The 21717-nt window shown below is 67.8% G+C and carries 21 protein-coding genes; 14 read left to right on the top strand and 7 right to left on the bottom strand.

Going from position 1 to position 21717, the window contains the following annotated elements; genetic code table 11:
• Nucleotides 1-4: 4 nt before the first annotated feature.
• Complete coding sequence (idi, locus tag ACFXJ8_RS29020) at nucleotides 5-616, top strand: isopentenyl-diphosphate Delta-isomerase (RefSeq protein WP_379647142.1); 612 nt, start codon at nucleotides 5-7, stop codon at nucleotides 614-616.
• Nucleotides 617-891: 275 nt separating this feature from the next.
• On the opposite strand, the gene ACFXJ8_RS29015 is transcribed toward idi, so the two are convergent.
• Together ACFXJ8_RS29015 and ACFXJ8_RS29010 are read right to left on the bottom strand one after the other, a co-directional pair.
• Nucleotides 892-1971 (bottom strand): inositol-3-phosphate synthase, encoded by a 1080-nt coding sequence (locus ACFXJ8_RS29015; protein ID WP_379647141.1) that lies wholly within the window; start codon nucleotides 1969-1971, stop codon nucleotides 892-894.
• A 13-nt stretch (nucleotides 1972-1984) separates the two neighbouring features.
• The gene (locus ACFXJ8_RS29010) at nucleotides 1985-2560 is read right to left on the bottom strand and encodes a helix-turn-helix transcriptional regulator (protein ID WP_379647140.1); all 576 of its coding nucleotides are present in this window, start codon (nucleotides 2558-2560) and stop codon (nucleotides 1985-1987) included.
• Nucleotides 2561-2693: 133 nt separating this feature from the next.
• Here ACFXJ8_RS29010 and ACFXJ8_RS29005 point away from each other — a divergent pair, with 133 nt between their 5' ends.
• From ACFXJ8_RS29005 to ACFXJ8_RS28990, 4 genes are all read left to right on the top strand, one after another.
• Nucleotides 2694-3080: a DUF5318 family protein gene (locus ACFXJ8_RS29005; RefSeq protein WP_379647139.1), complete on the top strand. Its 387-nt coding sequence runs from the start codon at nucleotides 2694-2696 to the stop codon at nucleotides 3078-3080.
• A gap of 141 nt (nucleotides 3081-3221) precedes the next feature.
• The gene (locus ACFXJ8_RS29000) at nucleotides 3222-5768 is read left to right on the top strand and encodes a transglycosylase domain-containing protein (RefSeq protein ID WP_379647138.1); all 2547 of its coding nucleotides are present in this window, start codon (nucleotides 3222-3224) and stop codon (nucleotides 5766-5768) included.
• A complete protein-coding gene (locus ACFXJ8_RS28995; protein ID WP_379647137.1) occupies nucleotides 5765-7066 on the top strand; it encodes a glycosyltransferase family 87 protein in 1302 nt (433 codons plus the stop codon). The genes ACFXJ8_RS29000 and ACFXJ8_RS28995 overlap by 4 nt, the downstream gene beginning before the upstream one ends.
• A complete protein-coding gene (locus ACFXJ8_RS28990; RefSeq protein WP_379647136.1) occupies nucleotides 7063-8109 on the top strand; it encodes a mannosyltransferase family protein in 1047 nt (348 codons plus the stop codon). Before ACFXJ8_RS28995 ends, ACFXJ8_RS28990 begins: the two co-directional genes overlap by 4 nt.
• Before the next feature lie 63 nt (nucleotides 8110-8172).
• Here ACFXJ8_RS28990 and ACFXJ8_RS28985 read toward each other — a convergent pair whose 3' ends face one another.
• Nucleotides 8173-8916, bottom strand: coding sequence for a deoxyribonuclease IV (locus tag ACFXJ8_RS28985; RefSeq protein ID WP_379647135.1), 744 nt, complete (start codon nucleotides 8914-8916; stop codon nucleotides 8173-8175).
• A 76-nt stretch (nucleotides 8917-8992) separates the two neighbouring features.
• Here ACFXJ8_RS28985 and ACFXJ8_RS28980 point away from each other — a divergent pair, with 76 nt between their 5' ends.
• Nucleotides 8993-9169: a hypothetical protein gene (locus ACFXJ8_RS28980; RefSeq protein WP_379647134.1), complete on the top strand. Its 177-nt coding sequence runs from the start codon at nucleotides 8993-8995 to the stop codon at nucleotides 9167-9169.
• Nucleotides 9170-9284: 115 nt separating this feature from the next.
• Here the strand turns inward: ACFXJ8_RS28980 and ACFXJ8_RS28975 are convergent, their stop codons facing one another.
• Nucleotides 9285-9596 (bottom strand): hypothetical protein, encoded by a 312-nt coding sequence (locus ACFXJ8_RS28975; protein ID WP_379647133.1) that lies wholly within the window; start codon nucleotides 9594-9596, stop codon nucleotides 9285-9287.
• Nucleotides 9597-9783: 187 nt separating this feature from the next.
• Here ACFXJ8_RS28975 and rpsF point away from each other — a divergent pair, with 187 nt between their 5' ends.
• The 7 genes from rpsF (at nucleotide 9784) to ACFXJ8_RS28940 (ending at nucleotide 14242) form a co-directional block, all read left to right on the top strand.
• On the top strand, nucleotides 9784-10074 hold the full coding sequence (gene rpsF, locus ACFXJ8_RS28970; RefSeq protein WP_379572850.1) for a 30S ribosomal protein S6: 291 nt from the start codon (nucleotides 9784-9786) through the stop codon (nucleotides 10072-10074).
• 80 nt (nucleotides 10075-10154) lie between these two features.
• A complete protein-coding gene (locus ACFXJ8_RS28965) occupies nucleotides 10155-10721 on the top strand; it encodes a single-stranded DNA-binding protein (protein ID WP_379647132.1) in 567 nt (188 codons plus the stop codon).
• 112 nt (nucleotides 10722-10833) lie between these two features.
• On the top strand, nucleotides 10834-11070 hold the full coding sequence (rpsR, locus tag ACFXJ8_RS28960) for a 30S ribosomal protein S18 (RefSeq protein WP_020543048.1): 237 nt from the start codon (nucleotides 10834-10836) through the stop codon (nucleotides 11068-11070).
• Nucleotides 11071-11083: 13 nt separating this feature from the next.
• Entirely contained in the window at nucleotides 11084-11530 is a 447-nt protein-coding gene (rplI, locus tag ACFXJ8_RS28955) for a 50S ribosomal protein L9 (protein ID WP_379647131.1), read from the top strand.
• Between the two features lie 260 nt (nucleotides 11531-11790).
• Nucleotides 11791-12657 carry an ABC transporter substrate-binding protein gene (locus ACFXJ8_RS28950; protein ID WP_379647130.1) on the top strand — a complete coding sequence of 289 codons (867 nt, stop codon included), beginning with the start codon at nucleotides 11791-11793 and terminating at the stop codon, nucleotides 12655-12657.
• Entirely contained in the window at nucleotides 12657-13502 is an 846-nt protein-coding gene (locus tag ACFXJ8_RS28945; RefSeq protein WP_379647129.1) for an amino acid ABC transporter permease, read from the top strand. Before ACFXJ8_RS28950 ends, ACFXJ8_RS28945 begins: the two co-directional genes overlap by 1 nt.
• Nucleotides 13499-14242 (top strand): amino acid ABC transporter ATP-binding protein, encoded by a 744-nt coding sequence (locus tag ACFXJ8_RS28940; protein ID WP_379647128.1) that lies wholly within the window; start codon nucleotides 13499-13501, stop codon nucleotides 14240-14242. Before ACFXJ8_RS28945 ends, ACFXJ8_RS28940 begins: the two co-directional genes overlap by 4 nt.
• A gap of 17 nt (nucleotides 14243-14259) precedes the next feature.
• Here ACFXJ8_RS28940 and ACFXJ8_RS28935 read toward each other — a convergent pair whose 3' ends face one another.
• Nucleotides 14260-15708, bottom strand: coding sequence for an amino acid permease (locus ACFXJ8_RS28935; RefSeq protein ID WP_379647127.1), 1449 nt, complete (start codon nucleotides 15706-15708; stop codon nucleotides 14260-14262).
• A gap of 85 nt (nucleotides 15709-15793) precedes the next feature.
• Nucleotides 15794-17089, bottom strand: a complete 1296-nt coding sequence (locus ACFXJ8_RS28930; protein ID WP_379647126.1) for an MATE family efflux transporter — start codon at nucleotides 17087-17089, stop codon at nucleotides 15794-15796.
• Nucleotides 17090-17391: 302 nt separating this feature from the next.
• Here ACFXJ8_RS28930 and dnaB point away from each other — a divergent pair, with 302 nt between their 5' ends.
• The gene (dnaB, locus tag ACFXJ8_RS28925; protein ID WP_379647192.1) at nucleotides 17392-19902 is read left to right on the top strand and encodes a replicative DNA helicase; all 2511 of its coding nucleotides are present in this window, start codon (nucleotides 17392-17394) and stop codon (nucleotides 19900-19902) included.
• 508 nt (nucleotides 19903-20410) lie between these two features.
• Here dnaB and ACFXJ8_RS28920 read toward each other — a convergent pair.
• Entirely contained in the window at nucleotides 20411-21307 is an 897-nt protein-coding gene (locus ACFXJ8_RS28920) for a family 16 glycosylhydrolase (RefSeq protein ID WP_379647125.1), read from the bottom strand.
• Between the last annotated feature and the right edge of the window lie 410 nt (nucleotides 21308-21717).

The raw sequence follows: 21717 nt of genomic DNA, 5'->3' as shown, positions 1-21717 counted from the left end.
GTCTGTGACTCCTGACGAACTCGTGGTGTTGGTCGACGGCGACGGCAACGCGATCGGCGCCGCGCCCAAGACGTCGGTGCACGGCCCCGACACGCCACTTCACCTGGCCTTCTCCAGCTACGTCTTCGACGAGGCCGGCAGGGTGCTGCTGTCCAGGCGTGCCTCGCACAAGGTCACCTGGCCTGACGTGTGGACCAACAGCTGCTGCGGCCACCCGCTGCCGGGCGAGCCGCTCGGCGACGCGGTGGTGCGCAGGCTCTCCTACGAGCTCGGTCTGACAGTCGACCGCGTCGACCTGATGCTGCCCCACTTCTCCTACCGGGCGGTCATGGGCAACGGCATCGTGGAGCACGAGCTGTGCCCGGTCTACCGGGTGCTGGTCACGGCTCCCGTCCGCCCGAACCCCGACGAGGTGGGGGAGGTGCTGTGGATGCCGTGGAAGGAGTTCACGGCGGGCGTCATGTCGGGGCTGCTGGCGATCTCACCGTGGTGCCGCGACCAGGTGCCCCAGCTCGACGACCTCGGCGCCGACCCGTTGTCGTGGACCCCGGCCAGCGTCGCCGACCTGCCTCCCGCCGCGCGCGGGCCCTTCCAGGACCCGCCAGATCTTTGGTGAGGCTTATGTGGGCGCGCGTCAATCATCCTGTACGGCAAGCCAACGTAAGCACCACCCGAGGCGCGTGGTGGGCCTCCCTCCAGGGAAACGCTCACCGAGCGCGCATGGCCGGGCGCCGTTACGGCGCGGCGTCGGAGTGATTCACGTGAAACCACGGAAGAACGCCGACGTCTCGCCGTTGGAGAGGGGACCCCGTGCCGCTGGAGTAGCGCACGGAGACAGACCTCAGCCACGACGAGACGTCGGCGCTTACGTCGGCTTGCCGTACCGGATGACTAGCGGTCGACTTCGCCGCGGATGAACTTCTCGACGTAGTCGCGCGCCTCGTCGTCGGAGTACTGCTCCGGCGGCGACTTCATGAAGTAGGAGCTCGCCGACAGGATCGGCCCCGCGATCCCCCGGTCGAGGGCGATCTTCGCCGCGCGGACCGCGTCGATGATGATGCCGGCCGAGTTGGGCGAGTCCCACACCTCGAGCTTGTACTCCAGGTTCAGCGGGGTGTCGCCGAACGAGCGGCCCTCCAGGCGGACGTAGGCCCACTTGCGGTCGTCGAGCCACGGCACGTGGTCGGACGGGCCGATGTGCACGTCGGCCTTGGCCATCTCGTGCGGGATCTGCGAGGTGACGGACTGCGTCTTGGAGATCTTCTTCGACTGGAGTCGCTTGCGCTCCAGCATGTTCATGAAGTCCATGTTGCCGCCGAAGTTGAGCTGGTACGTGCGCAGCAGCTCGACCCCGCGGTCCTCGAACAGCTTGGCCATCACGCGGTGCGTGATAGTGGCGCCGACCTGCGACTTGATGTCGTCGCCGACGATCGGCACGCCCGCCTCGGTGAACTTCTCCGCCCACTCGGGGTCGGAGGCGATGAAGACCGGCAGCGCGTTCACGAAGCCCACCTTGGCGTCGATCGCGCACTGGGCGTAGAAGCGGTCGGCCTCCTCCGAGCCCACCGGCAGGTAGGACACCAGGACGTCGACCTGGGCGTCCTTCAGCACCTGCACGACGTCGACGGGCTTCTCGTCGGACTCCTCGATGATCTCACGGTAGAACTCGCCGAGACCGTCGAAGGTGTGGCCGCGCTGGACGATGACTCCCGTCGGCGGCACATCGGTGATCTTGATGGTGTTGTTCTCGCTGGCGACGATCGCCTCGGACAGGTCGCGGCCGACCTTCTTGGCGTCCACGTCGAAAGCGGCGACGAACTCGATGTCGCCCACGTGGTAGTCACCGAACGTGACGTGCATCAGACCCGGCACTCGTGTGTCCGGGTCGGCGTCCTTGTAGTAGTGAACGCCCTGAATCAGCGACGTCGCGCAGTTGCCGACACCGACAACGGCTACGCGTACCGAACCCATCGCACTCGCTCCCTTACTCATCTGATGACGTATCTTTCGAGGGCTCTTGCGAGGCCCTGCGTTCTGTTGCGATCAGCTCATTGAGCCAGCGCACCTCGCGTTCGACCCCTTCGAGGCCGTGACGCTGAAGCTCCAGCGTGTAGCTGTCCAAGCGCTCCCTCGTGCGGGCCAGCGCGGTGCGGACGCTGTCGAGACGTTCTTCCAGGCGGCTGCGGCGCCCTTCGAGGATGCGCAGCCGTACCTCGGCCTCGGTGTGCCTGAAGAAGGCGAAGTGGACGCCGAAGCTCTCGTCCTCCCACGCCGACGGGCCGGCCTGGGTGAGCAGATCCTGCAGCCGCTCCTTGCCGTCTGCTGTGAGTTTGTAGACGATCTTCGATCGTCCGCCCACCGCTTCCGTCGGGTGTTCCTCCGCGATGAGCCCCTGCTCCAGCAGTGACTTCAGGCACGGGTACAGCGAGCCGTAGGAGAAGGCCCTGAACATTCCCAGCAGCGCGTTGAGCCGTTTGCGCAGCTCGTAGCCGTGGAGCGGGGTCTCGTGCAGCGACCCGAGCACGGCGAGTTCCAGGACTCTGCCCTGTCCGCTGGCCACGGGAACCGCCTCCTCTCGCGTCGATGTATCGACTCGATACATCCCGAGGATACGTCGTATCGCTATATCGCTGCAATTAACGGATTCTTCAAGAGGTTGGGGGCAATCGGTAAAAAGCCGTAGTCTGGCGCGCATGTGGTCACAGCGAGGGGTGGTGGACTACGGACTTGCGAAGCGGGCGGCGGTGCGCTCGCTTCGTTCCGGGCGTGCCTCCACCCGTGATGTCTGTGACGCACAGCCGTATCTCCTTCGCGCGGCACGGCACTTCGGCGAGCCGACCGAACGCCCCTGCCCGGTGTGCGAGCGAGAGAACGTCACCAACGTGACCTATGTCTACGGGGATTCGTTGGGGCGACATGCCGGTCGTGCAAAGGCCACGTCAGAGATCCTCGAGATGGCCCATGATTACGAGGAGTTCCGGGTCTACGTGGTCGAGGTCTGTCAAGGTTGTTCCTGGAACCACCTGACCGTCTCCTATGTCCTTGGCAACGGGCCACCCGACACCGTCGGCACCACCTGAAACGAGGACGGCGCCCGCCGTGCTAGACGACGACGATGCGAGGACGTGTTGAGTAACAGCAGCTACAGCCCTGAGCCGACCGGACGCGGACAGCGCTCGGAAGGGGCGGCTCGCCAGGGAAGGCGCCGTCGCTCGAGTTCTGTGCCCGCTTCGCAGCCGCCGCAAACCGGTTGGGCCGCCGACCGCCGCCCCGAGGCGGCCTTCGAGCAGACCGGCGCCATGGACGCCCAGCCGCCGGCTCCCTCCAGGCCGTCGGGGCCGCAGCAGATGCCACAGCGGACCGCGCAGTACCCGACCGGCGGACCGCCGACGTCGACGCGCAGGCGCAGCGCTGAGGAGACGATGGTGGGCGGGGCGGGGCCCCGCCGTTCCCGTGGCGGCCGCGGCCCGGGCGGCCCCGAGGGCCCCGGCCGTGGCGGTGGCGGCGGCGGCGAAGGCTCCGGCAAGGGCGGCCGCGGGTGGAAGCGGTTCATCCCGAACTGGAAGATCGTCATGGCCGGCATGGTCGTGGTGGCGGCCGGCCTGTTCGGCATGGTCTGGGTCGCCTACGCGAACATGCCGTTGCCCACGGTTGCGCAGAACGACGCGACGGCGCAGGCGAGCGTCATCTACTACAACGACAGCAAGACCGAGATCGCCCGCTGGGGCACCCCCAGGAAGATCGTCGACCTCGCCGAGGTCAACGACGCGGTGAAGGACGCGACGATCGCCATCGAGAACCCGGAGTTCTACGAAGACTCCGGCATCTCCATCCGCGGCATGTTCCGTTCCGTGTACATGACCGTGACGGGGCAGCAGGTCCAGGGCGCCTCCACCATCACCCAGCAGATGGCCCGTAACTACTACGAGGGCCTCAGCCAGGAGCAGACGGTCCAGCGGAAGATCAAGGAGATCTTCGTCGCCGTAAAGATCAACAAGAGTTATCCGAAGGAGCGGATCCTCAAGGACTACCTCAACACGATCAACTATGGACGGGCGTACGGTATCGAGGCGGCGGCCGACGCCTACTTCAGCACCAGGAAAAAGCCGAAGAACGCCAAGAACCTCACCGTGTCGGAGGCCGCCTACCTGGCGGCGCGTATCCAGCAGCCCAACTGGAAGATCGACGACCCCGCGCTGAAGTACCGGTGGAACGACGTCATCAAGAAGATGGCGGAGCACTTCCCGGAGAAGTACGGCAACCTGCCCTCGACCGCCAAGTTCCCCAAGGTGCAGCCGGACAGCGAGAAGAACGATCTGGCGGGGCTCAAGGGCTACATGGTCGAGGAGGTGCTGAAGGAGCTCGGGAAGCACGGCTACACCAAGGACATGATCGGCTCCGGCGGCTACGAGATCGTCTCGACCTTCGACAGAAGGCTGATGCTGGAGGCCAAGAAGGCCGCCGAGGGTGTCCTGTCCCGGATGAACAGCGAATTCCACGCGGGTCTCGCCACCGTCGACAACAAGACCGGCAGGGTGCTGGCCTTCTACGGCGGCAAGGACTTCGTGACCGACCCGTGGAACGAGGCGTTCGACTCCTACAAGCAGGCGGCCTCGGCGTTCAAGCCCTACGTGCTGGCCGCCTGGCTCGACGCGGGTTACAGCCTCAGCAGTCTCGTTCCGGGAAACGAGACCGTGCCCAAGGAGATCCCCGGTCAGCAGGACGGCGGTTACCGCAACAGCCACAACGTCGGCGTGGCCGTGGACGTCGTCAAGGCCACTGCCCAATCTGTCAACACCGCCTACGTCTCCATGGCCTACAAGCTTCCCGGCAAACTCGAGGACGTGCAGCGGATCGTCGAGGAGGCCGGTCTCGGCGCGAAGCGGATGCAAGCCGACATCAACGACCACTCGTACGGTTTCTCGATCGGCTCGGCGCTCGTGTCGCCCGTCGAGCAGGCGGCGGGTTACTCCATCTTCGCCAACGCCGGCCAGCACATCGACTACCACGTGGTCCAGAAGATGACCGACCCCAACAAACTGGTCGTCGTGCGTGAGACGCAGCCGCCCAGGAAGGTGATCTCGGCTGAGGCGGCCGCCGACGCCACCTACGCCATGGAAGCCGTGCTCAAGAACGGCACCGCCGGAGGAAAGGGCCTCGGCAGCCGCCCCGCCGCCGGCAAGACCGGCACCAACAACAACGAGAAGGAAGCCTGGTTCGTCGGCTACACCCCGCAGATCACCACGGCGGTCGGCTTCTACCGCGAGGTGTGCAAGACCAAGTCAGGCAAGGTCGTCCCGCCCAAGCATTCCCACTGCCCGGCGACCGACGGCAAGAAGAACAGCAAGTACGACGGGATCAAGAGGGTCTACAGCACGGCCTTCGAGGCGCCGCTCGGCTTCGAGGGCGCGGGCCCGCCCACCGAGATGTGGCGCGCGTTCATGCTCGCGGCGCACGAGGGCAAGCCGGTTGTGCCGTTCCCCGGCCGTGCCAACATCGGCCAGCCGGAGAACATCGTCGAGAAGCCCAAGCCCACCCCCACGCCGACGCCCGACAACCCGTTCGGCACGCCTGAAGACCCGTGGGGCGACGAGACCGGTAACGACTGCGGTCTGCTCGGCTGCGGCGAAGAGGACAACGACGGGCTGCCCGAGGACGGCACCACCGAGGCCGACAGGCTCGGCGACGTCGGCACCGGCGAGGACCCGATGGGCGGCGGCGCCATGGTGCCTGATCCCATGGGATCCACCAGGCGCGACGACGAATGACCCGGCTGTTCGCCACGGCACGGGCGGCCGTGCCGTACCTGCCCCTGGGGTTGTTCGCGGCCCTGGGGGCGATCCTCGCCTACGTCTGGAAGCTGCCCTGCAGGACGGGCGGCTGGAACAACTCCATCCAGACGTATGCGAACGCCTGCTACACCGACATCTACCCGCTCTTCTTCGACCGGCAGCTGCACACGCAGAACCCCTACTTCGCGGACGTGCCGTTCGACAAGCAGGTGGAGTACCCCGTCGTGCTCGGCGAGGTCATGCAGGTCATCACCTGGCTGGTGCGCTGGATGTCGCCCCATGAGGCGACGCAGGCGGTGCGCTTCTACGACATCACGGTGATCCTGCTCGGCGTCTCCCTCGTGGTCGGCGTGCTGCTGATGGCCGCCGTGGCCGGGCCCACGCGCAGGTGGGACGCGGCCTGGTACGCGCTGGCCCCCGCCGTGATCCTCGCCGCCTACGTCAACTGGGACCTCATCGCCGGCGCCCTGTCCATGGGCTTCCTGCTGGCGTGGGCGCGCGGCCGTCAGGTGCTCGCGGGCGTGCTGCTCGGCCTGGCGATCGCGACCAAGTTCTACCCGCTGATGTTCGTCGGCGCGCTGTTCCTGCTGACGGTGCGCACGTGGAAGTGGCGGCCGTTCCTCGTCTCGATGGGGTCGGCGGCGGCCGCCTGGCTCGTCGTCAACGTGCCCTTCATGGTGCTGGCCTGGGAAGGCTGGCGGCGCTTCTACGTCTTCTCGCAGGAGCGCGGCGTCGACTGGGGCTCGCCCTGGCTGTTCTTCGAGCGCAAGGGCTGGCCCATCCTCGGCGACATGGACCCGAGCCTGCTCGGCATGATCTCGCTCGCCCTGCTGTGCCTGGGCATCGCGGTGCTGACCGTGCTGGCGCCGCAGCGGCCCCGCCTGGCGCAGATCTGCTTCCTGGCACTGGCCGCGTTCATGATGACGAACAAGGTGTGGTCGCCGCAGTTCGTGCTGTGGCTGGTGCCGTTCGCCGTGCTGGCCAGGCCGAACTGGAAGCCGATCGCGCTGTGGCAGGTCGCCGAGGTGTGGTACTTCTTCGCGATCTGGCTCTACCTGCTCTACCAGGACGAGTCGAGCAAACATCTGGGCATCGGAGACAACGTCTACTTCACCGCCGTCTGGGGCCGCGTCATCACGATCCTCATCATGATGGCGTTCGTGGTGCGCGACATCCTCCGTCCCGACAAGGACCTGGTACGGCAGGCGGGCGTCGACGACCAGATCGGCGGCGTCTTCGACCGGGCCCCTGACAGGTTCTCGCTCGCCCGATGAAGGCGCTGGGGATCTGGGTCGCCTCCCGTCTCGGACTCCTGCTCGTCACCCTGATGGGCGCGTCGTGGCTGGTCGGCGCGGGCAGCTACCTCAGCAGGTGGAAGCAGTGGGACGCGGGCCTGTTCGTGACCATCGCCAGGTACGGCTACGCCGGCGACCCCTCGGTCCCGCCCGATCCAGGGCTGCCCGCGTTCTTTCCCGGAATGCCCGCCATGCTCAGGCTCGTCCACCTGGTGGTGTCCGACTGGGCGCTGTGCGGGCTGCTGATCTCGCTGGTCGCGGGCGGCGTGGCGGCGATGGCGCTGGCGCGGCTGGCGGAGTTCGAGGGCGGCTCGGGCAGCGCGGCGGTGCTGGCGATGGTGCTGTTCCCGACGGCGGTCTTCCTGGCCGCGGGCTACAGCGAGGCGCTGTTCCTCGCGCTGGCGATCCCCGCGTGGCTGGCGGCGCGCAGGAGACAGTGGGCCGCGGCGGCACTGCTGGCCGCGGGGGCGTCTGCCGTACGCATCACCGGGTTGTTCCTGGCGATCGCGCTGATCGTCGAGTTCGCGCTCAGTAGGCCGCGGTGGCGGGAACTGCCGTGGCTGGCCGTTCCGTTCGTGCCGCTGATCGCCTACTCGTGGTACCTGCACGGCCGTACCGGCGACTGGCTCGCCTGGAAGCACGCGCAGGAGGCGGGGTGGGGCAGGGAGATGGTGTGGCCGTGGGAGGCGTGGCGGACCACGTGGAACTCGGCGATGGGCGCCGACGACTTCGCCGTCGCCTTCCGCATGGAGATCGTAGGCGCCGTGGTCGCCGTGGCGGTGCTGGTGTGGCTGCTCGTGCGGCGCCGGTGGAGCGAGTTCGTCTACTGCGGGCTGCAGGCGGGCGCGCTGCTGCTGTCGGCCTACTACCTGTCGGTGCCGCGCTCGCTGCTGCTGTGGTTCCCGCTGTGGGTGCTGCTCTCCCGGCTGTCGACCCAGTGGATCATCGCGTACGGCCTGCTCCTCGGCCCGCTGATGGTGCTGAACGCCCTGCGGTTCCTCACCGGCGCCTGGGCGGGCTGAAATCTTTACCCGCTTCCGTCGGAAAGTAATCCATGGAAGTTATCCACAGGCTGTGGGCAACCTTCACAGGTTCTTGCGGAGGAAGGCGATGTCCTCGGCCTGACCTGCGAACGGCGTCTCCACGATGATCGGCGCCGCCGCCTTGCGGCACACCTCGAGAATCAGCTCGGAGTCGATCTGACCCTGCCCGAGGTTGGCGTGCCGGTCGGCGCCCGAGTCGAACGGGTCGCGCGAGTCGTTGCAGTGGACCAGGTCGATGCGGCCGGTGATGGCCTTGACCCGCTCCACGACGTCGATCAGTTCCTCGCCGCCTGCGTGGGCGTGGCAGGTGTCGAGGCAGAAGCCCACGTCGAACCCGTCGAGCGCCTCCCACAGCCGGGCGATGCGGTCGAGCCTGCGGGCGATGGCGTTGCCGCCGCCCGCGGTGTTCTCGATGAGCACGGGGATGGGGCACTCCATCCGCTCGAACACCTTGCGCCAGTTGTCGAACCCGATCTGCGGGTCCTCGTCCTTGTTGAGGTGGCCGCCGTGGACGATCAGGCCCTTGGCGCCGAGGCCCGCGGCCGCCTTGAGGTGCTGCTCCAGCAGCTTGCGGCTGGGGATCCTGATCCGGTTGTTGGTCGTCGCCACGTTGATCAGGTAGGGCGCGTGGATGTAGATGTCGACGCCCTCGACGGGCTTGTCCGGCAGCACCGGGGCCTTGTAGCCCTGCGGGTCGCCGAGGAAGAACTGCACGATCTCCGCGTCGCGTTCGGCCGCGTGGGCGGCGGGATCGTCCTGGTCGACATGAGCTCCGATGCGCACCATGCCCCCCAGGTTATCTGTTTGGCGTGGACGCATCCGGGCAGTTGGGGCGCAGCCCCCCGATCGCAAGGAGCGCGAGATGACTCGCTACCGCTTAGGCAGTTTCGTCTTCCTGATCTATGTCCTCGTCGGGCTCTACGTCGCCTGGATCTACGACTACATCACCCCCGCCCTGTTGAAGGACGTCGCCGAGGCGCTGCTGGCCACGTTCCTGTGGTTCGTCCTCCTGCTGGGCGGCGACCTCCACCTGGGCTGACACGCCGCGTGGGCGGCCGTTTCGCGGCTCCAGGCTCCACGACGACGGCCGCCCCCTCGTCGGCGGGCGACCACAGAAGGTGTCTTTAGGGATGAATCGCGCTGCCCAGCGCCGCTTATGGGATGAATCCGCCGCGCGCGATGCCCAGCGCCGCGCCCACGAAGGACGCCACGATCCCCACGATGTTCAGCGCCCGCTCGGGCGTCGTCGCCGAGATGTACTGCGAGTAGAGGCCGACCCCGAACCCGAGCGCACCCGCCCACGACGAGACCACGTGACCGCCGGGGAAGAAGGTCGCCCCGAACGCGACGAGGCCCAACACCACCGTCACTACGGACATCATGTTCTCGATCGGATGCGAGCGGCCGTCGCTGTTGAGCGTCAGCCTGAACCTGTCGTTCTCGCCGGGACGAAGCACGTGTGGCATGGCTACCACCCCCTCATCAGTAAAGGGGTTCCCATCCGTGAGCGGCTGGTAACCTGAACAGGCTGCGTTGTGCTGGGTCACCCGCCGCCGGATCGCCGAAAGGGGCGATTCCGGTGAAAACGTCAGCGTCCTCCTGTCACGGCAGAGTGTCGTGACCGCAAAAGTCCAGAGGAGGTTGGAGTCCATCATGCGTCGTTACGAAGTAATGGTGATCCTGGACCCTTCGCTCGATGAGCGCACTGTGGCGCCGTCCCTCGACCAGTTCCTCGCCGTCGTCCGCAACGACGGTGGCACCGTGGAGAAGGTCGACGTGTGGGGCCGCCGTCGTCTCGCCTACGACATCGACAAGAAGTCGGAAGGCATCTACGCCGTCATCGACCTGTCCGCCGAGCCGGCCACGGTCAAGGAGCTCGACCGCCAGATGAACCTCAACGAGGGCATCATGCGGACCAAGGTTCTCCGCCCGGACGTGCACTAAGCAGCTCGCACTCCCGATTTTCTGTCGGGGGCGAGCCGTAGTCTGAGCCGTAACCCAAGAGTTGAGGAAGGGCTCCAGCCATGGCAGCAGGCGACACCGTCATCACCATCGTCGGCAACCTTGTCAACGATCCTGAGCTGCGCTTCACCCCTACGGGGCAAGCCGTGGCCCAGTTCCGCGTCGCGTCCACTCCGCGGTTCATGGACCGCCAGACCAACGAGTGGAAGGACGGCGAAAGCCTCTTCCTGACCTGCAACGTGTGGCGTCAGGCGGCCGAAAACGTCGCCGAGTCGCTGCAGCGCGGCATGCGGGTCATCGTTCAGGGGCGGCTCAAGCAACGGTCTTACGAGACCAAGGAAGGCGAGAAGCGCACGGTCTACGAGGTCGAGGTCGACGAGATCGGCCCGTCTCTCCGTAACGCCACCGCCAAGGTCAACCGCACCTCCCGTCAGGGCGGTGGCGGCGGCTTCGGCGGCGGTCCCGCCGATGACCCGTGGGCCTCGGCCACGCCCGCCCCGCCCCAGGGCGGCGGCGGCTTCGGCGGTGGCGGTGGCGGCGGCAACCAGGGTGGCGGCTTCGGCGGCCAGCAGGGTGGCGGCGGCTTCGGCGGCGGCGGCGGCGACTTCAGCGACGAGCCTCCCTTCTAATCCGAAGAGCCCGTTCGCGGGCTCTTCACGGTCGGGCCGCGAGGCCTGACCACCTGTCAACAAGCCCGAGTCCATTCCCGCTTCACGGCGGGGCTCTGAAAGGAGCACCACGATGGCTAAGCCGGCACTGCGCAAGCCCAAGAAGAAGGTTTGCCTGTTCTGCCACGACAAGATCTCCTACGTCGACTACAAGGACACGGCGCTGCTTCGGAAGTTCATCTCCGACCGCGGCAAGATCCGTGCGCGCCGGGTGACGGGCAACTGCACCCAGCACCAGCGCGACGTGGCGACCGCGATCAAGAACGCCCGTGAGGTGGCTCTGCTGCCCTACACGAGCACCGCGCGCTAAGGAGGCTTGCGACATGAAGCTCATCCTCACCACCGAGGTCTCCGGCCTCGGCGCCCCCGGCGACATCGTCGAGGTCAAGGACGGCTACGGCCGCAACTACCTCGTGCCCCGCGGCTACGCGCTCCTGTGGACGCGCGGCGGCGAGAAGCAGATCGCTTCGATCAAGAAGGCGCGCGACGCCCGCGAGATCCGCGACCTGGGCACCGCCAAGGAGATCGCCGGCCAGCTCGGCGCCCTCAAGGTCAAGCTGACCACGCGCGCCGGCGAGTCCGGCCGCCTGTTCGGCTCGATCACCACCGGTGACATCGCCGACGCGGTCAAGAAGGCCGGGGGCCCGACCCTCGACCGCCGCCGCATCGAGATCGTCAACGCGATCAAGAGCGTCGGCTCCCACAAGGTCAGCGTCAAGCTGCACCCCGAGGTTTCCGCCTCCGTCGACGTCGAGGTCGTCGCCGGCTAAGCGGCCACTTCACGACCGAAGCCCCCGCAGGGTTCTCCCCGCGGGGGCTTCGCCGTTCCACGGCCCTTTGCACGGCCCTTTGCACGGCCCAGCCACCGCCCCCAGACCTCCGCCCGCCGGACCGCTCCCGCCGGATCACGCCGCCGGGCCGTCAAGCGCCCGGCCGGTGCGCTGAGAGCCGCACATATGGGGCCGAACTGATCCTCCATTAGGGCCGCGTACAATTTGCACGTTCATTCAAATGACGTGGAGGCTCACCCATGGTCCGCCCTTCGATGCTGCTCGCGCTCGGTGCGCTGGCGACGGCCGCTGTGGCGTGCGCGCCCGCCGACAACACCGCGAGTACGGCCGCGCCGACCGCCGCCGCCTCCACCGCCTGCACGAAGGACCAGCTCAAGCTGATCAACGCAGGCAAGCTGACCATCGGCACCGACAAGCCCGCCTACGAGCCGTGGTTCAAGGGCGACGACCCCGCCAACGGCCAGGGCTTCGAGAGCGCGGTCGCCTACGCCGTCGCCGGCGAGATGGGCTTCGACCGCGACGAGGTGCAGTGGTCGACGATCAAGTTCGACACGGCTTTCGCCCCCGGCGCGAAGAAGTTCGACTTCGACATCAACCAGGTCTCGATCACTCCGCAGCGGGCCGGCGCGGTCGACTTCAGCAAGGGCTACTACACGGTCAAGCAGGCCGTCGTCGCGCTCAAGGGCTCCAAGGTCGCCGGTGCCACGACTCTCGACGCGCTCAAGGACGTCAAGATCGGCGTGCAGGTCGGCACGACCGCGTTCAGCGCGGTGCAGCAGGTGGTGCGCCCCTCGAGCCTGCCCAAGGTCTACAACGAGCAGATCGACGCGGTCAACGCGCTGAAGAACGGCCAGGTCGACGCCCTCGTGGTCGACCTGCCGACCGCCTTCTACGTGACCGCCGCCCAGGTCGACAACTCCGCGATCGTCGGCCAGTTCAGCGCCACGGGCGCGGAGCCGGAGGAGTTCGGCCTGGTCATGGAGAAGGGCAGCCCGCTGAAGTCCTGCGTGGACAAGGCGATCGAGGCGCTGAAGTCCAAGGGTGAGCTGGCCAAGATCGAGCAGCAGTGGCTCGGCGAGGCGGCTGGTGCTCCCGAGCTGAAGTGATGGCGGAAACCACCTGGGTCAAGAGCGACAGGCAACGTGAACGCGAGCGGGTGCGCGCCAGGCGCGCCCGCCGTTCGGCGTCCACGGCCACCGTCTCGACGATCGTGTTCCTGGTGCTCGTGGTCTGGGTGGTCACGAACGCCCCCGGCTGGGACCGGGTGCAGGACACCTTCTTCAACCCCGAGCAGTTCGTCAAAGCGCTGCCCGACGTGCTCGACGGGTTCCTGGTCAACGTCAAGATCTTCCTGATCGCCGAGCCGTTGATCCTCATCGTCGGGCTGCTGGTGGCGCTGGCGCGCGGGCTGACGGCGCCGGTGTTCTTCCCGCTGCGCTGCCTGGCCATCGCCTACACCGACATCTTCCGCGGCGTCCCGACGATCCTGCTGGTCTACCTCGTCGGGTTCGGCCTGCCCGCGCTGCGGCTGCAGGGCATCCCCTCGGACGAGGCGACGCTCGGCATCATCGCGCTGACGCTCTCCTACGGCGCCTACGTGGCGGAGGTGTTCCGCTCCGGCATCGAGTCGGTCCATCCGAGCCAGGTGGCCGCGGCCCGCTCGCTCGGGCTCTCCCAGGGCAAGACGATGCGGTTCGTGGTGCTGCCACAGGCGGTGCGCAGGGTCATCCCGCCGCTACTGAACGACTTCGTGTCGCTGCAGAAGGACACCGCGCTGGTGGCGACGATCGGTGCGATCGAGGCGCTGCGGCAGGCGCAGATCCACGCCTCCAGCACCTTCAACTACACGCCCTACCTGGTGGCCGCGTTGCTGTTCATCCTGCTCACGATCCCGATGGCGCGCTTCACCGACTATCTGGCCGCCCGTTCGCAGCGCAGGAGGGGCCGATGAGCGTGCTCAGCCTCGAAGGGGTGTGGAAGAGCTACCACGACCACGCCGTCCTGCGCGGGATCGACCTGGAGGTGGCCCCGCACGAGGTGGTCTGCCTCATCGGCGCCTCGGGTTCGGGCAAGTCGACCCTGCTGCGTACGGTCAACCTGCTCGAGACCGTCGACGACGGGGTCATCACGCTCGACGGTCAGGAGATCACCGACCCTCGCGTGGACGTCGACGGCGTGCGCAAGCGCATGGGCATCGTCTTCCAGGCGTTCAACCTGTTCCCGCACATGAGCGTGCTCGACAACATCACGCTCGCTCCTCGCCAGGTGCACAAGGTGGCCAGGAAGCAGGCGGAGGAGCAGGCGCGCGAGCTGCTGGCCAGGTTCGGTCTGGCGCAGAGGGCGGGAGCCTTTCCCGACCAGCTCTCGGGCGGGCAGCAGCAGCGGGTGGCCATCATCCGCGCGCTGGCCACGCAGCCCAGGCTGATGCTGCTCGACGAGGTCACCTCCGCGCTCGACCCCGAGCTGGTCACCGAGGTGCTCGGCATCATCAGGGAGCTCAAGGGCGCGGGCATGACGATGGTCCTGACGACGCACGAGATGAGCTTCTGCAGGGACATCGCCGACACGGTCTGCTTCCTGGACGGGGGTGTGCTGCTCGAACGCGGCAGCCCTGAGCAGATCTTCACCGATCCTCAGCATCTTCGCACGCGCGACTTCCTGCGCAGCGTGATCGAGTCGGGCCGCTTCTGACGGTGTCAGCTGCGATGTCAGCGCCGGTGCCGGCCGCGTCCCGAGGCGGCGTGCGCGGCGGGGGCCAGGAGGCTGCGGCGCCTGCCGTACGCGAGATAGACCAGGACTCCCACCGCCATCCACGCCGCGAACGACAGCCACGTCTGCACGCTGAGGTTGACCATCAGCCACAGCGTGGCCAGCACCGACAGCGCGGGCAGCAGCGGTGACAGCGGCACGCTGAACTCGCGGGGAGTGCCGGGCATCCGGCGGCGCAGCGCGATCACGCCCACCGCCACCGCGAGGAACGCGAACAGCGTGCCGATCACCACCAGCTGCTCCAGCATCAGCACCGGCGCGAGCTCGGCCAGCAGGATCGCGGCCACTCCGATCACCAGCGTCACCCTGGAAGGGGTGTGGTATCGCCGGCTGACCGTCGCCAGCCGGCGCGGCAGCAGCCCGTCGCGCGCCATCGCGAACATGATGCGCGTCTGCCCCGCGATCAGCACCAGGATCACGGTCGTCAGCCCGAGAACGGCGCCGATGTTGATCACGTGCACCATCGCGTTCTCACCCACGGCCGCGAACGCCGCCGCCAGCGGCGCCGACTCGGAGATCCGCGTGTACGGCACCATGCCGACCATCACCACCGCCACCGCGATGTAGAGCACGGTGGCGATCACCAGGCTGCGGATCATGCCCTTCGGTACGGCACGCGGCGCGTCCAGCGTCTCCTCCGAGGCGGTGGCCACGATGTCGAAGCCGATGTAGGCGAACGCGATCGCGGGCGCCGCCGCGAACACCCCGAACCACCCGAAGCTGCCCGTCGGCCCCACGACCAGCCCCAGCAGCGTGTCGGACGGCCCCGGCGACGGCTGGTGCGGCGCGATGAACCCGCCCAGGTTGGCCGCGTCGAAGTGGAGCGCCCCGAAGACGATCACCGCGCCGACGGCCAGCAGCTTGGCCACGACGATCACCCACAGCGCGCGCAGCCCGATCCTGGCACTCACCGCGACGGTCGCGGTCAGCACGGCGAGGATGAACGCGGTCAGCACGCCGGACGGCATCGGCAGGCTCAGCCCGAAGTCGGCGAGCGTCTGCTCCGCGTACAGCGCCCACACCTGCGCCACGACCGCCGCCGCGAGCTGCATCTCCAGCACCAGCGCCCACCCGACCACCCACGCCCAGACCTCGCCGAACAGGACGTAGGTGAAGGTGTAGGCGCTGCCGGAGGCGGGGATCGCCGAGGCCAGCTCGGCGTAACAGAGCGCGGCCAGCAGCGAGGCGATCCCGGCGATCATGAAAGAGAGGATCACGCCAGGGCCGGCCGTGGTGGCCGCCTGGCGGCCCGCGACGCTGAAGATGCCGGCGCCGATCATCACGCCCAGACCGAGAACCACCAGGTCGGCAGGCCGGTAGAGCCGGTGGAGGCTGTGCCTTGCACCGGTGCGCAGGCCGAGGGCCGCGGACAGGGGGAGGCGGCGCACGTCTTTGTACCTATCGCCTAGGAGAAGGCTCCCACCTTGCAAGTCGTGGACCGTGCCAGGCAAGCACGGTCCGGTTGACGAGTGGTCAACCTCCGGTAACTAGCCACCGCGTGCCGTACGCGCGGCCACCGAGCGTGACCAAACGGGCGATCATCCACACGCCGAGCGCCAGCCAGAGCACCACCAGGTCGCCCGCGACGAGCGCCACCGGCAGGTAGGCGAGCGTCGTCCACACCCCCGCCCACGCCAGGTAACGCTGGTCGCCCGCGCCGATGAGGACGCCGTCGAGCACGAACACGATGCCCGAGATCGGCTGGAACAGCGCCACCACCCACAGCACCGCGAGCAGTTCGGCGGTCACCTGTGGATCGGCGTCGAAGACGCCGGGGAAGAACGGCCGGCCCGCGACGACGAGCAGGCCGAGCAGGACGCCCGACCACAGCCCCCACCACACCATGCGCCGGGTGGCGGCCCTGGTGCCCTCGGCGTCGCCCGCGCCGAGCGAGCGCCCGGTGATGGCCTGCCCGGCGATCGCGATGGCGTCGAGGGCGAGGGCCAGCAGTGTCCACAGCTGGGTGACGATGGCGTGCGCGGCCAGTTCGGCGGTGCCCAGCCTGGTCGCCACCGCCGTGGCGACGAGCAGCACGATGCGCAGGCAGACGGTCCTGATCAGGAGGGCGACGCCGGCCGTACCGGCCTGCTTGATGCCCGACAGGCCGGGCGCGAGCGACACGCCCGCGCGGCGCGCGCCCTGGACGACGACCCGCAGATAGACGGCGGCGCCGATGGTCTGCGCGAGTACGGTGCCCCAGGCCGAGCCCGCGATGCCCCAGTCCAGGCCGAGCACGAACCAGGCGTTGAGCACGGCGTTCAGCGCGAACGAGCCGATCGCCACGACGAGCGGCGTCCTGGTGTCCTGCATTCCGCGCAGCACGCCGGTGCCGGCGAGCACGACGAGCATGGCGGGGGTGCCGAGCAAGCTGATCCGCAGGTAGGTGACGGCCTCGGCGGACTGGCCCGGTGCGGCCCCGAACAGCTCGACGATCGCGGGCGACAGCGGCCAGCAGATCACGATCAGCGCGACGCCGATGGCGAAGGCCAGCCACATCCCGTCCACGCCGCCGCGCATCGCGCGGGTGTGGTTGCCCGCGCCGATCTGCCTGGCGACGGAGGCGGTGGTGCCGTAGGCGAGGAACACGCAGAGGTAGACGAGCGTCGACAGCACGGTGCCCGCCACGCCGAGCGCGCCGACCGCCGTGGTGCCCAGCCCGTGGCCCACGATCGCGTAGTCGGCGATCAGAAACAGCGGCTCGGCGACCAGCGATCCGAACGCGGGCAGCGCCAGGCGCAGAATCTCCCGATCCTGGCGAGTAATGAGCATTGAGCAATTATGCCCCTTACGTAATGATCCTTTGGCGTGTCGCGCCAACTTTCTTTCCTCCACAGGCAGTGGACAATGTTTTCCCAGGTCAGAGCGGTTTTCCACAACTCGGCTCAGAGTTATCCACAGTCTCGTCCACAGGAGTTGGGCTTCATCCACCGGTTCCTGCACAGGTTGACCACAGGGTTGTCCACAGGCTGCGTTGCCGTACCGTCTATCGACGGGCGAAACTGTCAGCCCGGTCGACTACAAGTGGGGGTGGTGCGACCGCCTGCTAGGTGTTTCGAGGGGGCGCGGTGACCATGGAAGACGAAGAGCCGGGCGGTGGCGGGCCGGGCTTCGAGCGCACCCCACCGAGCAACATCGAGGCGGAGCAGTCCGTCCTGGGCGGCATGCTGCTGTCCAAGGACGCCATCGCCGACGTCGTCGAGATCATCAGGTCCGACGACTTCTACCGCCCCGCGCACCAGATGATCTACGAGGTCGTCACCGACCTCTACGGCAGGGGCGAGCCCGCCGACGCCGTCACCGTCTTCGACGAGCTGCAGAAGCGCGGCGAGATGGCCAGAGTGGGCGGCGCCGCCTACCTCCACACGCTGACCGCCGTCGTCCCCACCGCCGCCAACGCCGGCTACTACGCCAAGATCGTGCGGGAGCAGGCCATCCTGCGCCGCCTCATCGAGGCCGGCACCCGCATCGTCTCCTTCGGGTACGGCGGGCAGAACGAAGAGGTCGACGACCTCGTCGACCGGGCCCAGGCGGAGATCTACAAGGTCACCGAGCGCCGCACGTCCGAAGACTACGCGCCGCTGTCCGACATCATGCCCGGCGCGCTCGACGAGCTGGAGGCGATCGGCTCCCGCGGCGGCCAGATGGTCGGCGTCCCGACCGGCTTCCAGGACCTCGACTCCCTCACCAACGGCCTCCACCCCGGCCAGATGATCGTCGTCGCCGCCCGCCCCGCCATCGGCAAGGCGCTGGCGCTCGACACCCCACTGCCCACGCCCACCGGATGGACGAGCATGGGCGAGGTCCGCGTGGGCGACTACCTCATCGGCGCGGACGGCAGGCCGACCAAGGTCGTCGCGGCCACCGACGTCATGGTGGACAGGCCCTGCTACGAGGTCGAGTTCAGCGACGGCACCGTCATCGTCGCGGACGCGCAGCACCAGTGGCGGACGAGCACCAGGGCGAGCCGCCGCCCCGCACCGAAACGCACGGCGTACCGGCACGACGACTCGGTACGCCGCGTGCGCGCCGCGTGCGACGCGGCCTCTGCGCAGCCCGAGCGACTCATCACTCTCGCCGCTCCCACGGCGCGGCGCCACGTGGGGCAGGCGGGCATGGTCGGCCGGGTGCCGGTCTATCCGGCCGCGCAACTGCTCGGCGCGCTTGACGCGGCCACGACTGCGACGCACAAAGGTGTCCACACCACGGAAGAGATCGCGGCCTCGCTGCGCTGCGCATCGCTCGACGGGCGGCCGAACCACGCGGTCGAGGTCGCCGGAGCCTTCCAACTGGAGGAGCAGGACCTGCCGCTGCCGCCGTACGCGCTCGGGATCTGGCTGGGCGACGGCCACAGCGCAGCGGCACGGCTCACCACAGCGGACGCGGAGATCATCGCTCACCTCGAAGCCGAAGGTCTGCGGATCGTCCCCTCGAACCTCCATATGGAGCTCCCCGCGTTGCGGGGCATGGGGGTGCTGAACGACAAGCACGTCCCCATGCGCTACCTGAGGGCGTCCGAACGGCAACGCCGCGACCTCCTCGCGGGCCTGCTCGACTCCCACGGCACGGTTGACGAGGACGGCCGGATCCGGTTCGCCGTCGCCGACCGGCGACTGGCCGAGGGCGTTCTCGAGCTCGTCCTCGGTCTCGGTTACCAGGCGACCATGCGGACGAAGCAGGTCCACGGCCGGGCCACCTGCGTGATCGACTTCATGACCGCCGACAAGGTCTTCCGGCTGCCCCGCAAGGCGGCCAGGCTGGTCGGCACCGCGCACCCGAAGACCCGCGCCCGCTACATCGTCGACGTTCGGCCCATCCCGTCGGTGCCCGTGCGCTGTGTGGAAGTCGACAACGACGATCACATGTACCTTGCCGGGAAGTCCTGCGTTCCCACGCACAACAGCACGCTGGGGCTGGACTTCGCGAGGTCGGCGGCGATCAAGCATGGAATGACGACCGTCGTCTTCTCGCTGGAGATGTCCCGCAACGAGATCACCATGCGACTGCTGTCGGCCGAGGCGCGGGTGGCGCTCCACGCGATGCGCTCCGGCATGATGAACGACGACGACTGGACCAGGCTCGCCCGCCGGATGAGCGAGGTGGCCGAGGCGCCGCTGTTCATCGACGACTCGCCCAACATGTCGATGATGGAGATCAGGGCCAAGTGCCGCCGCCTGAAGCAGCGCAACGACCTGCGGTTCGTCATCATCGACTACCTCCAGCTGATGAGCTCGCCGAAGAAGACGGAGTCCCGGCAGAACGAGGTGTCGGAGATCTCGCGGTCGATCAAGCTGCTGGCCAAGGAGCTCGAGGTGCCGGTGATCGCGATCTCCCAGCTCAACCGTGGCCCCGAACAGCGCACCGACAAGCGCCCCGCGGTCAGCGACCTTCGCGAATCTGGATCTATCGAACAAGATGCGGACATGGTGATCCTGCTGCATCGTGAGGACGCCTACGAGCGGGAGTCGCCCAGGGCGGGTGAGGCGGACCTCATAGTGGCGAAGCACCGTAACGGCCCGACCGCGACCGTCACCGTCGCCTTCCAGGGCCACTACAGCCGCTTCGTGGACATGGCCCAGCACTAGACACGCGCGGAGTTGGTCCGCCGGTCGCGCCTCTGGTTCATCCGTCTGGCGTAGATCGTGCGCGAAACGCGTGATCGATCTGGCAGTGGAACCGCGGTCTGCCCATTCGCCCTGCCCTGTTGATCAGTTTGGTTGATCGGTGGCGATCAACCGACGCCTGGCGATGATTGGCCGTCGAGCACATCGCCGGCATGGGAGGGAGCAGGCGTGCAGAGGATGTCTGCGGCAGCGACACCCACTCGGGTGGGAAGAAATCGAGTTCACCTTCCTGCACCCGCAGGGGTTCCTGGAAGCCGTCCGGTGATCCACAAGACACGCCGCTAAGGCCTGTTCGGGGTTCGGATCATGAGATTTCCCTGCGCAGCGCTGCGCTGCCCTGCCCAACCGCGCCTACCTGCGCAGACGCGGCATCCGGGCAGTCATCCCGGAGAAGAGGGACCGGGCAGCTAACCGCAAGGCTCACGCGGAGGCCGCCCCGTCCACCACGGCTTCGATACCTGGGGACGCGTCACCAGGCGCGCGTGCGACCGACCCACACGTTGCGAGCGCGGAAATAGGTATTGCCAGCAGGACCCGGTTGCTCATTCCAGCCAGGACCGCCAGGCTCGATTCCGGAAGCCCAGGAGCCCATCTGCAGATTGATGATGAGCCACTGCGGGACACCGGCCCAGCCGACTCCCCGGTGGGTCGCCTTCCAGATCCCGTCAAAGTAGTAGTCGAGCATGACGTCGTTGCCCTGCTTGTACATCCAGACGCGGTACTTGTGCCAGGCATCGGGGTTATGGCCGCTGATCCGCTCCCGCTCGACGATCTCATCGCCGCTGTCGTTCTTGTTCCAGGTGTTGAAAAGGTTCGTGGAATCCCCCACGTATTCCAGGATGTCGCTCTCCGGCGGCCAGGCCGGCCAGGTTCCGGTGGTCCAGAATGCGGGCCAGATGCCCTGCCCGGTCTGCGTGCGGAACTCGCCCTCGATGTCGTACTCGGGGAACTGGTCGTTGACGAGGATCTGCTCCTTGGCGTGGATGGCGCCTGAGCGGTACCACAGCGGAGCGTTCGGCGCGTGCGGGCTGTTCCCGTCCGGCTCAGCCAGCCGGGTCGCCGTCAGGGTCAGCACGCCCTGAGCGAGAGAGACCTGGCTGGAGTGCATCCTGGCGGCGCCATTGTGGGTGTCGGCGTTGCCGTCCCAGGGGTAGAGATAGTTCCACTCCTGGTTGAAGGCCGAGGAACTGCTGAAGGAGGACTTCTCGATGATGTTCTCCCACGAGGCTCCGGTACGGCGGGTGCGGTTGGCGGCTAACGATGTGGCGTGTGCCTCGGTGGGGACGGCGGAAAGCCCTAGGGACAGTCCGCCAACGGCCGCCGCCGAGGCCAGAAGCTGACGCCGATTGATTCCTTGTTCGGACATGTTCTTCCCTTCTTCGATCCCTGAAGTCGTCAGTTACCAGTGGGCGAGGTGAGGCCGATCGCGGGGAGGCGCAGGGGTAGCGCCGGCCTCCTTGAGCACGAGGGCCGGCTTGTCGTGGGGCCGATCCGTAAGGGGGCTCGATGAGGGCCTCCACAGGGAGTGCCGGGTCCGGCGGTACCGGGTGGATTGCCCGCCGTCAAAGCTTCGGCAGCCGGCGACTCGGTAGTGGTGCGGCCAATGCCACGCGAGGGTGTCCTCTTCCAGTGCGCTGGCGTTCGCCGGCTTTGCTGCAAGCGGTCCTCATCTAAGTGAATGATCACGGTTGGGCGGGAACAGTATGCCGGACGGGCCGCGACCGGTGGGGGTGATACACGGCCTTCAACGCGCCGGATCCGCGGGTCATGCCCTTC

It is taken from the genome of Nonomuraea sp. NPDC059194, from assembly GCF_042754765.1.
Taxonomy (GTDB): domain Bacteria; phylum Actinomycetota; class Actinomycetes; order Streptosporangiales; family Streptosporangiaceae; genus Nonomuraea.
The sequence above is the reverse complement of the archived record's forward strand: the minus strand, read 5'-3'. Positions and strand labels throughout refer to the sequence as shown.

Coding starts and splice junctions, on each gene's coding strand:
- ACFXJ8_RS29015 (WP_379647141.1), bottom strand. CDS start 1,971: ATGGGTTCGGTACGCGTAGCCGTTGTCGGTGTCGGCAACTGCGCGACG.
- ACFXJ8_RS29005 (WP_379647139.1), top strand. CDS start 2,694: ATGTGGTCACAGCGAGGGGTGGTGGACTACGGACTTGCGAAGCGGGCG.
- ACFXJ8_RS28995 (WP_379647137.1), top strand. CDS start 5,765: ATGACCCGGCTGTTCGCCACGGCACGGGCGGCCGTGCCGTACCTGCCC.
- ACFXJ8_RS28990 (WP_379647136.1), top strand. CDS start 7,063: ATGAAGGCGCTGGGGATCTGGGTCGCCTCCCGTCTCGGACTCCTGCTC.
- ACFXJ8_RS28985 (WP_379647135.1), bottom strand. CDS start 8,916: ATGGTGCGCATCGGAGCTCATGTCGACCAGGACGATCCCGCCGCCCAC.
- ACFXJ8_RS28980 (WP_379647134.1), top strand. CDS start 8,993: ATGACTCGCTACCGCTTAGGCAGTTTCGTCTTCCTGATCTATGTCCTC.
- ACFXJ8_RS28975 (WP_379647133.1), bottom strand. CDS start 9,596: ATGCCACACGTGCTTCGTCCCGGCGAGAACGACAGGTTCAGGCTGACG.
- rpsF (WP_379572850.1), top strand. CDS start 9,784: ATGCGTCGTTACGAAGTAATGGTGATCCTGGACCCTTCGCTCGATGAG.
- ACFXJ8_RS28965 (WP_379647132.1), top strand. CDS start 10,155: ATGGCAGCAGGCGACACCGTCATCACCATCGTCGGCAACCTTGTCAAC.
- rpsR (WP_020543048.1), top strand. CDS start 10,834: ATGGCTAAGCCGGCACTGCGCAAGCCCAAGAAGAAGGTTTGCCTGTTC.
- rplI (WP_379647131.1), top strand. CDS start 11,084: ATGAAGCTCATCCTCACCACCGAGGTCTCCGGCCTCGGCGCCCCCGGC.
- ACFXJ8_RS28950 (WP_379647130.1), top strand. CDS start 11,791: ATGGTCCGCCCTTCGATGCTGCTCGCGCTCGGTGCGCTGGCGACGGCC.
- ACFXJ8_RS28945 (WP_379647129.1), top strand. CDS start 12,657: ATGGCGGAAACCACCTGGGTCAAGAGCGACAGGCAACGTGAACGCGAG.
- ACFXJ8_RS28940 (WP_379647128.1), top strand. CDS start 13,499: ATGAGCGTGCTCAGCCTCGAAGGGGTGTGGAAGAGCTACCACGACCAC.
- ACFXJ8_RS28930 (WP_379647126.1), bottom strand. CDS start 17,089: ATGCTCATTACTCGCCAGGATCGGGAGATTCTGCGCCTGGCGCTGCCC.
- dnaB (WP_379647192.1), top strand. CDS start 17,392: ATGGAAGACGAAGAGCCGGGCGGTGGCGGGCCGGGCTTCGAGCGCACC.
- ACFXJ8_RS28920 (WP_379647125.1), bottom strand. CDS start 21,307: ATGTCCGAACAAGGAATCAATCGGCGTCAGCTTCTGGCCTCGGCGGCG.